The organism is Oribacterium sinus (assembly GCF_963537195.1).
Taxonomy (GTDB): Bacteria; Bacillota; Clostridia; order Lachnospirales; family Lachnospiraceae; genus Oribacterium; species Oribacterium sinus_A.
The window spans coordinates 1-14,609 of record NZ_CAUTEG010000011.1; the positions used below are offsets into that span (position 1 = coordinate 1).

At 45.2% G+C, this 14,609-nt stretch carries 10 protein-coding genes; all 10 read right to left on the bottom strand.

Features of this window, described 5'->3' with window-relative positions; genetic code table 11:
* Positions 1-925 precede the first annotated feature (925 nt).
* Positions 926-2,146, bottom strand: coding sequence for a tyrosine--tRNA ligase (gene tyrS / locus RYL27_RS02590; RefSeq protein ID WP_314965032.1), 1,221 nt, complete (start codon positions 2,144-2,146; stop codon positions 926-928).
* 189 nt (positions 2,147-2,335) lie between these two features.
* Positions 2,336-3,379 (bottom strand): 3-deoxy-7-phosphoheptulonate synthase, encoded by a 1,044-nt coding sequence (locus RYL27_RS02595; RefSeq protein WP_314965034.1) that lies wholly within the window; start codon positions 3,377-3,379, stop codon positions 2,336-2,338.
* 159 nt (positions 3,380-3,538) lie between these two features.
* Positions 3,539-4,483 (bottom strand): L-lactate dehydrogenase, encoded by a 945-nt coding sequence (locus RYL27_RS02600; protein ID WP_314965036.1) that lies wholly within the window; start codon positions 4,481-4,483, stop codon positions 3,539-3,541.
* A gap of 258 nt (positions 4,484-4,741) precedes the next feature.
* A complete protein-coding gene (hemZ, locus tag RYL27_RS02605) occupies positions 4,742-6,415 on the bottom strand; it encodes a coproporphyrinogen dehydrogenase HemZ (RefSeq protein WP_314965038.1) in 1,674 nt (557 codons plus the stop codon).
* Between the two features lie 149 nt (positions 6,416-6,564).
* Positions 6,565-7,548 (bottom strand): 3'-5' exoribonuclease YhaM family protein, encoded by a 984-nt coding sequence (locus RYL27_RS02610; RefSeq protein ID WP_314965040.1) that lies wholly within the window; start codon positions 7,546-7,548, stop codon positions 6,565-6,567.
* 12 nt (positions 7,549-7,560) lie between these two features.
* Positions 7,561-8,787: a S1C family serine protease gene (locus RYL27_RS02615; protein ID WP_314328695.1), complete on the bottom strand. Its 1,227-nt coding sequence runs from the start codon at positions 8,785-8,787 to the stop codon at positions 7,561-7,563.
* Between the two features lie 27 nt (positions 8,788-8,814).
* On the bottom strand, positions 8,815-10,224 hold the full coding sequence (locus RYL27_RS02620) for a sensor histidine kinase (RefSeq protein WP_007156691.1): 1,410 nt from the start codon (positions 10,222-10,224) through the stop codon (positions 8,815-8,817).
* 22 nt (positions 10,225-10,246) lie between these two features.
* Positions 10,247-10,981 (bottom strand): response regulator transcription factor, encoded by a 735-nt coding sequence (locus RYL27_RS02625; protein ID WP_007156692.1) that lies wholly within the window; start codon positions 10,979-10,981, stop codon positions 10,247-10,249.
* A gap of 158 nt (positions 10,982-11,139) precedes the next feature.
* Complete coding sequence (locus RYL27_RS02630; RefSeq protein ID WP_314965043.1) at positions 11,140-13,503, bottom strand: endonuclease MutS2; 2,364 nt, start codon at positions 13,501-13,503, stop codon at positions 11,140-11,142.
* Between the two features lie 99 nt (positions 13,504-13,602).
* A complete protein-coding gene (locus RYL27_RS02635) occupies positions 13,603-14,556 on the bottom strand; it encodes an ROK family glucokinase (RefSeq protein WP_007156694.1) in 954 nt (317 codons plus the stop codon).
* Positions 14,557-14,609: the final 53 nt, after the last annotated feature.

A 14,609-nucleotide genomic window follows, 5' to 3' on the forward strand; every position in this document is an offset into this window, starting at 1 on the left:
CAGAAGTAAAATCTACCGAGAGGTCAATGAGTAGAATTTAGTTTTTCATTTTTGATATTAAAAGCATTTTTTCAATTCTGATGACATTACTTACCTCATTTGGTATAATATAAAATATATATTTAGAACTTGCTTAATGCTTGCTACCATAATCATTCTTTTGTAGCAAGCACAGTAAGTGTACGGACACTTACGAAAAAATTGATGAAGCAGCCCTCTGGGATCTGCTTCTTGTTTTATCAAGTTTTAGCTTTTTAGGGATAAGCTAATACCCCCAAAATTCACACAAAGGAGGAGCTTTACAAGATACGCAAAAACTATGGAATCTATATGGGTAAGAAGTAAGAAGATGGAGAGATAATCTTTATCTCCTCTTTTTTTCTCCTTAATTATGCAAAAAAAAATCCGATGTATCCCTAAAGAACACACCAAACATAAGACTCTCAAAAAATGAGGGAACTGTGTCCCTCATCTTTTTTTCATTTTATTGCATTTTTCAACTTAGAGTAATCAGTGAACATAAAAATAGTAAAGCCGACTTTCATGCAGTATAGGTCTGAAAAGAGGGCAATCTGAGCCCACGAAACACACAAAAAACACCTCAAACGAAGAACTGTAAAAATCAATTAGGGGCTGTAAAAAATCAAAATAATAAATAGATTTCGGCAATATAGGTCTAAATGAGGGGTAGTCTGAGCCCGTCGGTACTTGCGAAAAACAAGAGAATCGCAGTTTTTCGCTTAGTATCCGATACGTGGCGAAGCTAGCGAGAGCGTGCCCCCAATTTAGACCTATATTGCTTAGAAAACTATTTTGATTTTTTACAGCCCCTTAATTATTTACAGTATTTCACAATTAGGTGGGTTATAGTGCCCTACTTTCAGACCTATACTGCATGAGAGTCTTATTCTTTTTATATCCTCTATTACTCCAACACTATCTTCATAAAGCTCTTCTTTCCCTTCTGGAGCAAGGGTTCATTCTCCAGTTCGGAAATGGAAAGCTGTCTTCCGATATCCGTAATCTTCTCTCCGGCAAAGCTTACGCCGCCCTGCTGCACATTTCTTCTGGCTTCTCCCTTGGATGGTGCCAAACCGCTCACAACCAAAAGATTCAAGATGTCGATTCCCTCAGGATAGTCCGCCTTCTTTAGGACGCACTTCGGGGTATTTGCTGAATTTCCACCTCCTGCAAACAAGGACTTGGCTGCTTCCTCCGCCTTCTTAGCTTCTTCCGCACCATGTACCAGCTCTGTCAAATGGTAAGCCAGTATTTCCTTAGCTTTGTTCAGCTCTGCCCCTTCCCAGGCATCCATCTTCTTGATTTCTTCCATAGGAATGAAGGTCAGGAGGCGAAGACATTTTCCTACATCCGCATCATCCACATTTCGCCAATACTGGTAGAAGTCGTAGGGACTGGTCTTAGCCGCATCCAGCCAAACCGCACCGCTGGCTGTCTTTCCCATCTTCTTTCCTTCCTTATTGGTAAGCAGAGTGATGGTCATAGCATGGGCATCCTTTCCCAGCTTCTTACGAATCAGCTCTGTTCCTGCCAGCATATTGGACCACTGGTCATCTCCGCCGAACTCCATGTTACAGCCGTAGTCCTCATAGAGGCGATAGAAATCGTAGCCCTGCATCAGCATATAGGAAAACTCGAAGAAGGAAAGTCCCTGAGAAAGACGGTTCACATAGCATCTGGCTCTCAGCATTTCATTTACGGAAAAATGAGGACCTACCTCTCGCAAGAACTCCATAAAGTTCATATCTCTAAGCCAGTCCGCATTATTGACCATTAATGCCTTCCCCTCGGAGAAGTCAATGAAACGGCTCATCTGCTTCTTAAAGCAGGCACAGTTATGGTCAATCATTTCGGTGGTCATCATTTGCCGCATATCGGAACGACCGGAAGGATCTCCGATCATACCGGTTCCGCCTCCAACCAAGGCGATAGGCTTATTGCCTGCTGCCTGCAAACGCTTCATCAGGCACAGCGCCATAAAGTGCCCTACATGAAGGGAATCCGCAGTGGGGTCGAAGCCAATATAAAAGATTGCCTTTCCTTCATTCACCATTTTTCGGATTTCTTCTTCATTTGTAACCTGGGCAATCAATCCTCTCTCTTGTAATTCTTCGTAAACTCCCATACTGCTTCCTTCCTTTTCTCATCATTGGCTGAGCAGGATCTGTCTTTCTTTCAAAAGAAAAATCCTGCCTGATTTTACATCTCTCTCACGGCGAGGGGTATCTCGTTCTTAAGTAGTATCCCGGCAATAGTGTGGGTATATCACTTACTTTCATTCCCTCAAAAATCAAACTGCTCTTGCCGTGCTGTATTAATATTTGGTCTGCTGCTCGTACTCGTAGACATTGGAAATCAAACGAACCGTATCCTCCCAGCCGATACAGGGATCGGTAATGGACTTTCCGAAGATATGCTCTTCCACCTTACAAGCGCCCTCAATAAGATAGGACTCCACCATCAGACCCTTCACAAAGTTGGCCAGCTCCTGAGAATACTTCCGGGAATGCATGATTTCCTGGGCAATACGAAGCTGCTCTCTATGCTGCTTTCCGGAATTACAATGGTTGGTATCCACTACCGCCGCAGGGTTCACCAGATTCCGCTCCTCATAAAGAGAATGTAAAAGCTTTAAGTCTTCATAGTGGTAGTTCTGCACCATCTCCCCGTGTTTATTCTGTAAGCCTCGCATAATGGCATGGGTATAGGGGTTTCCGGAGGACTTTACTTCCCATTCCCGGAAAATGAATTCATGGCCATGCTGTCCTGCATAAATGGAGTTTAACATTACTCCTAAGTCTCCTGAGGTGGGATTCTTCATGCCGCAGGGAACATCCACCCCGGAAGCCACCAAACGGTGCTGCTGGTTTTCTACGGAACGGGCTCCCACCGCAATGTAGGACAGCATATCGGACAGGTAGGACAGGTTATCCGGATAAAGCATCTCATCTGCGGTACTGAAGCCTGTTTCCTCCAAAACTCGCATGTGGAGCTTTCGAATGGCAAAAATCCCTTCAATCAGGTTGGCACGCTTTTCCGGATCCGGCTGATGGAGCATACCCTTGTAGCCTTCTCCTGTGGTTCTCGGTTTATTGGTATAGATGCGGGGAACAATTAAAATCTTGTCCTCCACCTCTTTGGCAATTTCTTTAAGCTTGTGACAATACTCCAGTACAGGATCCTCATGGTCTGCGGAACAGGGCCCGATCACCAGTAAAAACTTGCGACTTTCTCCTGTAAAGATGGCCTTAATTTCCTCATCTCTTTTGGCTTTCTGAGCAATCAGCTCGGAAGACAAGGGGTACTGTTCCTTTACCTCTGATGCGGAGGGTAACTTATGAATGAATTCTAATCCCATACTTTCTCCTTTCTTTTCTGCTAAAGTATAAAGGAAGTTGAAAAAAAGTGCAAGAAAAGAGGATGCCGGTCGTAGGCATCCTCTTTAGGCTATAACCAATGGAATAACTATCTCTTTACAGGGCACTCTCCTTAAAATCTCCGATTTAGGCAAGACCTTTTACAGGGCGTCCTCAATAACTTTCTTTAAGGTATCCGCAGAAGCTTGTAATGCTTCTTTCTCCTCCGGACTTAATTCAATGGATACTACCCTTTCCACGCCCCCTCTTCCCACAATAGCCGGAACAGAAAGAGACACATCATGAATGTCGTATTCTCCGTGCTGCATACTGGAAACCGGCAGGATGGATTTCTCATCTCGAATAATGGCTTCACAGATTCTGCGAACGGACATAGCAATACCGTAGTAGGTAGCCTTCTTCTTTTCAATAATTTCGTAGGCGCTGTTTTTTACATTTTCCGCAATGCGTCTCATGGACTCATCATGCTCGATATGCCCCCGAAGTTCACAGAAATCGTTCAAAGGAATACCGGATACATTGGCACTGCTCCAAGCGGCAATCTCGCTGTCTCCGTGCTCTCCGATAATGAAGGCATGCACGGATCGGTTGTCAATGGAAAGGTGCTCTCCCAGAAGATATTTCAGTCTTGCGGTATCCAATACGGTTCCGGAGCCGAATACCCGATTCTCCGGGAAGCCGCTAAGCTTTACCGCCGCATAAGTTAAAATATCCACCGGATTGGCTACAATCAGAAGGATTCCTTCATAATTTCTCTTGGCAATCTCCGGAATAATACTCTTAAAAATTCCTACATTCTTCTTCACCAGATCCAAACGGGTTTCTCCCGGCTTCTGTCCTGCTCCTGCCGTAATCACCAGGATGGAGCAATCCATTAAATCATCATAATCTCCGGCATAAATCTTCATAGGCTTTGCAAAGGGAAGTCCGTGGCTGATATCCAGTGCTTCTCCCTCCGCCTTCGCTCGATCCGCATCGTTTAAAACCATTTCGGAAAAAAGTCCGCTTTGCATTAAGGCAAAGGCAGAGCTCGCTCCTACGAATCCACAACCGATAACCCCTACTTTTCTCTCTTGAATATTCATTTTGCATCCTTTCCGGGAATTCTTCCCCCACTCCTTAAAAGCTTTGGATAAGAGTAGTATAGACTAACTCCTAGTTATTTTCTAGGAGTTTTTGAATTATATACATACTTTCCCTTACTATTTCGACCATATTCAAAGTTTCTTTACTCCGAATTATTAATCCTCTTTGCCCATAAAAGGGGCTGTAAAAATCAAAATAAGAAATAGATTTTCGGCAATATTGCTTAGAAAACTGTTTTGACTTTTTTACAGACTCTTTTACCGAAGCTCCTCCTCTTCCAAAAGTCTCCGTTTCTTTTCCAGATACTCCGGAAAGCGCTCTAAGTAGGAATGCATATCCTTTCCGTTGTCCGTTCTTTCGATTCTACCTTGGGGAAACAGAATCTTACTGGAAGCCCCTGCTCCGATACCTAAAACACTGTGCTTTTCTTCCATCATAAAAATGTTGTAAAGGCACTCCTTCCCTTTCTTGGCAAAACCGATATTTTCCAGATTTCCCGCCATATTTTTCTGGCGATAAAGATAGTAGGGCTGTAAATCCAATTTCTCCGCCGTATCCATACTACAAAGCATCATCCACTCGATTTCTCTTCTCTCCTGTCGCTTCTTTAAGGAAGGCAGATAGGGAATGAAAAACTCTCTTTCCAGCAAAAAGTTTTCAGAATCTCCACCAGCCTGATAGATTTCCCGAAAATGATTTTCCTCCGCCTTTAGTCTGGCGGCCCGCTTCACCGCCAAGGAATGTACGGTTAGGCTATCCGGAGCCAGGCGCAGGATTTCGGAAAGGCTTTCCTCCACCTGCTGCAAATGCTCTCCCGGCAAGCCTAAGATTAAGTCCATGTTAATGTTGTCAAAACCTAATTCCCTTGCCAGAGAATATTTTTCCTTCACCTCTTCCACGGAATGTTTTCTTCCGATAATGTCTAAACTTTCCTGATGAAAGCTTTGGGGGTTAATGGAAATTCTATCTACAGAAAAATCCTGTAATAGCCTTAATTTTTCCCGATTAATAGAATCCGGTCTGCCTGCCTCCACCGTATATTCTATGGCGCCCTTTCCCTTGGAAAAACAATGCTTATCCACTAAGGAAAGCAGGATTTCCAGATCCTTTTCCCCTAGGGCTGTTGGGGTTCCGCCACCGATATAAATGCTTTGCAGCTGCTTTCCTCTTTTCTCTCCCATTTCTCGCAGCACAAAAAGCATTTCCTCCTCTAAAAGAGAAAGATATTTCGGCATCTTCTCGGAAAAGCTTCCCATAGGCATGGAAAGGAAGGAGCAGTAGGCACAACGGGTAGGACAAAAGGGAATATTGATATAAAGACTGTAACCTTCGGAAATGCTTTTTCCATAAGCCTTTTCCGCCCTTTGTAAAATATCTTCTTCCTGCAAAGAAATCTTATATAAAAGCTCCGCCTTCTCCCCCTCCAAACGATACTCTTCTTTAAGAGCAGGGAACAAAACTTCGGAACTCTGGCCCTTTTCTTCCCGCATTTTTCGGCAAAGTCCTACCGGACGAATACCGGTTAGGTCTCCCCAGGGAAGACTCCTTCCGCTTTGTTTTTCCAAAATATCATAAAGATAGGCCTTTAAAATCGACTTATCCTTTCCCCGCTCTCCGGTAAAGCTAAGCTCTTCTCCGGTAATTTCCAAAGAAAAGAGGAACAGAGAAGGGTCGAGAATCCCCTCCTCTGTTAAAATGCGATTTTTCTTTTCTTCCGGTTTATGCTTTAAGCTCTTTTTATTTACCTCTGTGGGCTGTCCCACTTCCTTCGCCCGCTTAAAGGCATTCTTCTCCTCCTGGGTAGTTTCCATCAGGCGAATCCCCTGACTGCTATGAATCTGAAAATCCTCCCCGGGGTAAAATGCCTTACAAAGCTCTCGGATGTCCGCTTCAAAGGGCAGAACCTTATCTCCTAAAAATAATTGAATCACAAAATCCTCTTCTACATACTATATAAAATCTAACTGAGAAATCTCTGAAAACTCTTAATGAATATACACTATAGAATTTGCTCTATAGAATTTACTCTACAGAATTCACCCTACAGAATTCACCCTACAGAATTCACCCTACAGAATTTTTAATTGAAAGTCTTCTTTACATTGCTGTCCAAAAGTTTGTTAAAGCCCACCCAGCCGTTGGCTTCCTTGGCCTTTCCGGACTTTTCTCCCTGCTCAATAAACTCCCGCATGGTTTCCAGCTTGGCATCCGTATTGTCCGCAAAGGAAAGGAGCAAAGCCTCCATGGTAGCCGGCTTCTTGGGAGAACCGTATTCCAATTCCCCGTGATGGGACAGGATACAGTGTAAAAACTCTGTCTTTATATTCTCCGGAAAATCGGGAATCTCCTGCATCTTTTCCGAAAGCATGGTGTAGCCAATCAAGATGTGACCTAAAAGCTGTCCCTCGTCGGAATAATCATTTTTCGGAAAGGGAGTAAGCTCCTTGGTTTTTCCGATATCATGGCAAAGAGCCGCGCTTAACAAAATGTCTCTATTGATATCCCCATAGTGTCTTGCATAAAAATCGCAAAGTTTGGCAACAGACAGGGTATGCTCCAAAAGTCCCCCCACATAGCCGTGATGCACGGATTTTGCAGCGGAATGGAAGGAAAAGCATTTGTAAAAATCCTTATCCTCCACAAAAAGCTTCTGTAACAGCTTCTGTAAATAAGGGTTCTGTACGGTCTTAATCAGAGCAAAAAGTTCCTTCCCCATTTCTTCCCGGTCATGCTTACTGACCGGTAAAAAATCCTCCGCCGCATAGGTTCCCTCGGAAGCCACCGACAAACGCTGAATACTTAGCTGATTTACCCCGTTGTAAATGCTGACATTTCCCTCCACGTACACATAGTCCATGGGAGAAAAGTCCGATATCCCCGGAGAATTGGGTTCCCATACCTTGGCATCAATGGTGCCGGTTCTGTCCTGCAAGCAGACATTCAAGTATTCCTTTCCGTTTTTTGTCACCGCTGCATTCTTGGTTTTCACAAGATACACATTATTCACCCGAAGCCCATCTCGGAAATTCTCAATAAAGCGATTGGGGTTAGGAACTCGTTCCATATTTTTTCCTTCCTACCTTGCCTGTATAGGGCAAGAAAGCACTAACTCTACATACTCTTTTCCATTATAACGGAGAAGTTCCACGGGAACAACCGCTCCTTCCGCCTGTTCCTGCAAAGTATCCTGAAAAGCCTTGCCGGTGTCAACGCTCTTTCCGTTCAATTTTATGATAATATCCCCGGGAAGAATTCCAACAGAGTAGGCGGGACTGTCTTCCACCACCTCCGTGACATAAACCCCTTCCGGAATTCCCAGCTCCTTCATGGTCTTGGAACTGTTTTGAATCTTTACGCCGAAATAGGGAAGAATTCCTCCATTACTGAGTCGTTCCAGACTTTCTAAAGCATCAGATATTCCGATAATCTGTCTTCCTGCTTTTCTATCCTCTGCCTCCGTGTAGAAGCCTACCCATTCCCCCTTTGTGTTTAAAACAAAGGCTGTGCTGTTTTCTTCTCCGGAGAACTGCATCTTGATTTCTTCCCAAACCCTGTCCTCCGAAGCCTTGTCATAGGACAAAACACCGATGGTGCTTAAAGCTGAGGAATAGGCCTGTCCCAAGGGGGAACCTAAAAGCAGTACCGTGTCTCCCTTTTGCAGAAGTCTGGAATTTCCTCTGGGCATTTCCTGAATTTTCTCCCACTCCTTATCCGTTAGAGAAGAAAGTTCTACGGTAAGAACCACCCATCGATCCCTGCCGCTTTTCCCCCGAAGAGTGGCGGGAAGCTTTTTTTCCCGGTTAAAGGTGACCTCGTAGCCTGCCCCTGCCTTGGCCTCTCCCAAAAAGAGAATCACCGCCTCTTCTTTGGTCTTTTTTAAAATCACCCCGGTACAATGCTGGTTTGCTTCACTGAGAGAATCTTCTCCGGGAGTATGAATACTGACCTCTACCAAGGATTTTTCACCTTCGGAAATCAGCGTTTTGGCATTGGACATCAGGCTGTCATAGCTGGATACGGAGAAATCAAACTTTTGCAATTCTGACTGTACTACATCTTCAATCGCTTCGGTTTCCGCCGTGCTTTCCGATGCCGCTTCCGTACTTTCTTCCACCAGGGCAATGCTTTCCTTTGCTTGCTCGGCCTCCCCTCGGGAAAGGCGTTTTCCCAGAAAAAAGAAGGAAAAGGCTGCCGCTATACCAAAAAGTCCGCCGGAAAGCAGAATCAGTACCGCCTTCTTCAGCCTTTTTTTCCATTTTCCCTTAGGACCTACGATTTTCTCTCGAATAAAATGTTCTTCCATCTTGCGTTCCTCTAAAGCCCCACTATCTTACTCTTCTACCCGTTCCATTGCGGGAAGTGAAAAGCTGAATTCCGTACCCACTCCTTCCGTGGAAACACAGTCAATGTTTTCCCCGTGGGCAGTGATAATACTTTTTACAATGGCCAGTCCCAAGCCGGTACCGGCTTTATCCTTTCCTCTGGAAATGTCCGTCTTATAAAAACGCTCCCAAATCTTCCCCAAATCCTTCTTGGGAATTCCGATGCCCTGATCCTTAATGCCCACCAGCACCTTCGTGCCTTTTTGCTCCGTCCGAATCTGAATCTCCGAATCCTCCTTGGAGAATTTTACCGCATTGTCCAAAAGATTGTAAAAGACCTGCTGAATCTTAGGATAATCCCCATTGACCATCTGTTTTTTCTCGGCAAACACCAGAGAAAATCCCAGCTTTTTCTTCTGACACTGCATTTCAAAGCTGGCACAAACTTCTCGAATCATCCGGTTTAGATCAAAATTGCTTCGGTTTAAAGAGCTTCCTTGATCCAGCTTGTTTAAGCTCAGCATGGACTGGGTCAGTTTACTCAGGCGCTCCGTCTCGGAAATCAGTCGAAGCAAATATTTTTCCTCCGCCTCCTTGGGGATAGTTCCATCCAACATAGCCTCCAAATAGCCCTTTATGGAGGTTAGTGGGGAGCGGAAGTCGTGGGAAACATTGGCAATAAACTGCCTTTGGTAGTCATCGGATTTTTGGATTTCCTCCGCCATGAAATTCAGAGTATCCGCAAGGTAGGACATTTCATCCCCTCCACCGACGGAAATCCGATACAAATATTCTCCTGCCGCATAGTGTACCGCCCCTGCCGTAATTTTTCCCAGCGGTCGATATACCCAGAAGTAAAAAACGAAAAAAATGGAAAGAGACAGTACTGCTACAGCCAGAAAGCCTCTATAAAAAATGCTGAACAGCATTGCTTTTTCCTGCTCTATTCCCGCTACGGATTTATGTAAAATCAGGTAGGCAAGATTTTGGTAATTTCTCTGAATGGGAGCCTGGGCCAAGATATGTTCCTCAGGCAGTAAACCGTGAAGATTGCCTCGGAAAGCAATTTTTCCACCGTTTTCCGTAGGATCAAAATCACTCACAGTCTTTCCGCTCAGATTGTCCTTCCCCTTATGCTGTAGAATTTTCCCGTCCTTATCCACCAAGGTCCATTCCACGTTACTTCTATGAATGTTACCTTCCATCTCCTTACTGAGTCTATCCAGAGAAAGGGCTCCGTTTTCCTCTTTGGAATAGAAATTGGCAAGCCTGGTAGCCTCACTATAAAGCTCCTGTCCCTCTCTTTGGTATAGATTCTGCCCGATAGCCTTTTCTCCGTAAAAATACAGAAAAAGAAAGCCAAAGAGAAAAAACAGCAGGTAGGTGATGATAAATTTGATAAATAATCGTTTTCCCAAATTCCCTCCTGCCTTATTCTATCTATCCCAGTCTAAACTTGTAACCTATGCCCCAGACCGTGGAAATCTCCCACTCTTCCACCTGGGGAAGCTTCTCCCGAAGCCTCTTGATATGCACATCCACTGTCCGGGAATCCCCGGCAAACTCATAGCCCCAAATATGATCTAAGAGCTGCTCTCTGGTAAAAACCTGGTTGGGGGAGCTGGCCAAGAAATACAAAAGCTCCAGTTCTTTTGGGGGCATATCAATAGCCTTTCCTTTATAATGCACCGCATAATTGCTTAGGTTAATTACCAAGTCTTCGTAGGCAATGTATTTGCCCTTTCGTAAAAGGTCTTCTCCCCCTTCCTTTTCCTTATCTTCCTCCAAAGGTGGCGAAAAGACATGCTGGCTTCTTCGCAAAACCGCCTTCACTCTGGCTACCAGCTCCTTGGTATCAAAGGGCTTTAGCATATAGTCATCCGCTCCAAGCTCTAAGCCCAGCACCTTATCAAAGGTCTCTCCCTTTGCGGAAAGCATGATAATGGGCACATTGGAGCTTGTGCGTATCCTTCTGCAAACCTCGTAACCGTCTATCCCCGGAAGCATCAGGTCTAAAATAATCAGCGCCACCGGCTCTTTTTCCAGACTTTTTAAGGCCTCTTCCCCATCTTCACAGATTCGGGTATCGTAGCATTCCTTTTCTAAATATAGGGAAACCAGCTCTGCAATAGAACTGTCATCATCCACAATCAAGATTTTTTGTTTCTCCGCCATGCTTCCTCCTTTCTAATGTTTTCCAACTTTCATTGCTCTAAAAATCACCGAAGCAAGTCTTCGCTTCAATCTATGCAGTACACGAGTGTTCATCGGCTCATCTTTGTAGTCTATACAGAGCTTAAGCTGCATAGACTCTTCATTCTTTCACCGGCTTTTTATTTCTTAAAGAATGCAATGCTGACACCGTCAGAGCCTTCCCCATACTCTCCTAAACGGAAGGATTCGATATGCTTATTCTTTTTCAAGCATTCCTGCACCATCTTTCGAAGGGCTCCGGTACCTCTTCCATGAACGATTCGTACCTGAGGCAGTCTTGCCAAAAAGGCATCATCCAAATATTTATTTAACTCCGGCAACGCATCCGCCGTCATTTTTCCAATTAAGTTAATTTCCGGAGAGATTCCCAGCACCTTTCCTCTTCCGATGGAGGCGACTTTTCCCTGATTCTTTTCCGGCTTTTCCTTTTCCTTATGCTGGATAAATTCCACATCCTTGGCGGAAACTTTAGTGCGAAGCATACCGGCAGTAACGGTGAACATTCCATTTTTGTCCGGAAGAGTGGTAACCGTTGCCACCATATCATGCATGCTTAAAACCCTTACCTTGTCTCCGATGGCCAATTTCTTTAAGGAAATGGTTTGCGAGGGTCCCTTTACCATGGTGGAGGACAGAGCCTCGTCATTTTCCCGCATCTTTTGGTGAAGCTTGGTTCTGGTCTTTTCTCCCTCTAAGGCACTGCTCTTTCCTGCCTCCTGCCGACGTAGTTCCTTTACCACCTGGTCAGCGGTTTCCTTCGCCTCCCGTAAAATCTGAGCAGCCTCTTCTCTGGCTCTTTGCAGGATTTTCTCTCTTCCTTTTTCGATGCCTTTGGTGGATTCTCTGGCACGCTGCTTTAGGCTCTCCACCTCTGCCTTATAGCGCTCGATTTCTTCCTTTTCCCTCTGGGCAAGGCGTTTGGTATTTTCCAAATCCGCAATCACATCTTCAAAATGCAGGTCTTCCTCTCCCATGCGATTCTTCGCAGAAGCAATGATGTCCTTTCGAAGACCAAGCTTCTCCGCAATGGCAAAGGCATTGGACTTTCCGGGTACACCAATCAAGAGATGATAGCTAGGCCTGAGACTTTCCACATCAAAGGCGCAGGCGGCATTTTCCACTCCATCAGTAGACAAGGCGTAAAGCTTTACCTCCGCATAGTGGGTGGTGGCCAGGGTTCGAATTCCCTTTTGGAAAAGGTGGTCCAGAATAGCCAATGCCAAAGCCGCTCCCTCTGTAGGATCTGTTCCCGCCCCAAGCTCATCAAAAAGGCAGAGGCAGTCTTCCCTTGCCCCCTGTAAAATCCGCACCGTATTGGTCATGTGGGAGGAGAAGGTGGAGAGACTTTGCTCAATGCTTTGCTCATCCCCGATATCTGCATAAATCTCCCGATACACCGTAATGCTGGAGCCCTGGAAAGCCGGAATAAAGAGTCCCGCCTGCCCCATCAGTTGGAACAATCCTAAAGTCTTTAAGCAAACCGTCTTACCACCGGTATTGGGTCCGGTAATCACCAAAAGACTGAAGTCATCTCCCAGGCGAATGCTGATGGGCACCACTTTGTCTTTGGGAATCAGAGGGTGGCGGGCATCCAAAAGCACCGTCTTTCGTTCCTGATTCAAGATGGGCTTTACCCCGTCCATCTTATTGGCAAGTTTTGCCTTGGCAAAAACAAAGTCCAAATGACTTAAAATCTTTACATTTTCCCCCAGTTCCTCGGTAAAGGGCGCTAAAGAAAGGGAGAGCTGTAAAAGAATCTTCTCCACTTCCTTTTTCTCTAAAGACAAAAGTTCCCGCATATCATTTTCCAGCTGAACAATGGAGAAGGGCTCCATAAAAAGAGTAGCTCCTGAGCTACTTTCATCATGAACAATTCCCCGGAAAGCATTCTTATACTCCGCCTTAACAGGGAACACATGCCTCCCGTTTCGAAGGGTTATCACCGGGTCCTGCAACATAGAACGGTTATGCTGTAAAATTCGATTTAATTCCTGGTTGATTTTTTCCTCTAAGCCCTTTTCCTTCCTGCGCAGCTGGGAAAGCTCCGGACTGGCATCATCTGCCAGCTCCTCTTCGGAAAGAATACAACGTTGCAGCTCTCTTCGAATATCATCCAAGGGGGCTAAAGCCTGAAAATACTCCTGTAAAGCATCTTCCCTCTCTTCTCCCTGATCCTTTGCTTTTTTGGTCTTTTCTAAAATCAGGATAATATCATATAGCTCCGGAATGGAAAGGGCTGTGGATAAGGCTAAACGGGAAAAATAGGGGCGGACTTCTTTGATTCCCCGAAAGGAAATTCCTCCCCCTAAACGAATGCGGTCTTGTGCCGCCTCTGTTTCCGAAAGACTCTGCTCCACCTCTAAAAAGGAAGAAGAAGGCTCCAAGGCCTTCAACTTCTCCTTACCCAAAGAAGAGTCTGCCTCCTCCACTAATCGGTCTATGATTTTGTAAAACTCCAATGTCTTTAAGACCTTTTGGTTCATTCTATCCCTTTCTACTCTTGGACGAACTTGTCCGGATTTACTTCCGCTAGACGATATCCATTCAAAGCATTTCTATTTTATACCTATTTATAGAGAAAACTATTCCTTATCCAGCATCAGCTTTGCACAACCGTAAATTCCTGCATCATTTCCAAGCTTAGCCAGCATCAGCTCCGCCTTTTTGTTTAAAATCGGTGTGTGCTCCTCGTAATGCTTCTTAATAATCTGTAAGAGGAAGTCTCCTGCTCGAGAAACGCCCCCACCGATAACGAAAACCTCCGGATCCGCAATCATGGAAACCTGTGCCAAAACAATTCCCAGATAACGCATACTGCATTCTAAACTTGTGCTGGCCAGAATGTCTCCCTCTTTAGCCGCTTCACAAACAATCTTTGCGGTAAGGGCTTTTCCATAGATACGAAGAGAAGAAGGATCTCTGAACATCCGAAGAAAACGCTCTGCCTCCTTCACTATTCCGGTAGCGGAAGCCACCTGCTCCAGACAACCCATGCCGCCGCAGGCACAACGTTCTCCCTCCACATCCCGCACATGGATGTGTCCGATTTCCGCTCCTGCACCATGAGCGCCGGTAACAATTTTGCCATGCAGAATCAAACCGCCACCTACGCCGGTTCCCAAAGTTACCATCAGCATATCGGAGAAACCTCTTCCTCCTCCCTGCCAAAGCTCTCCAAGGGCCGCCACATTGGCATCATTTCCTACTGCACAGGGAATCTTTCCGCCCATCAGCTCTCTCATGATTTTTGCCGGATAAATGTCTTTCCAGCCTAGATTTACCGCAACAGGCACATGTCCGTCCGGCTCTACAGGTCCCGGTACACCGATCCCGATTCCTGCCACATCCTCATAGGCAATGGTCTTTTCCGCCAAATGCTTCTTTAACTCCTCAGCCACATCCGGAAGAATATACTTTCCCTGTTCCGCCTTTCTGGTGAGCACCTCCCATTTGTCCAACAGTACGCCGTTATAGGTAAAGATACCGCATTTTACGGAAGTTCCCCCTACATCAATGCCTACGCAATATTGATTCATCTTACCCCTCCTCTGTAGCTAGCTACACACCTTACTCTTCTGAATATTTCTAA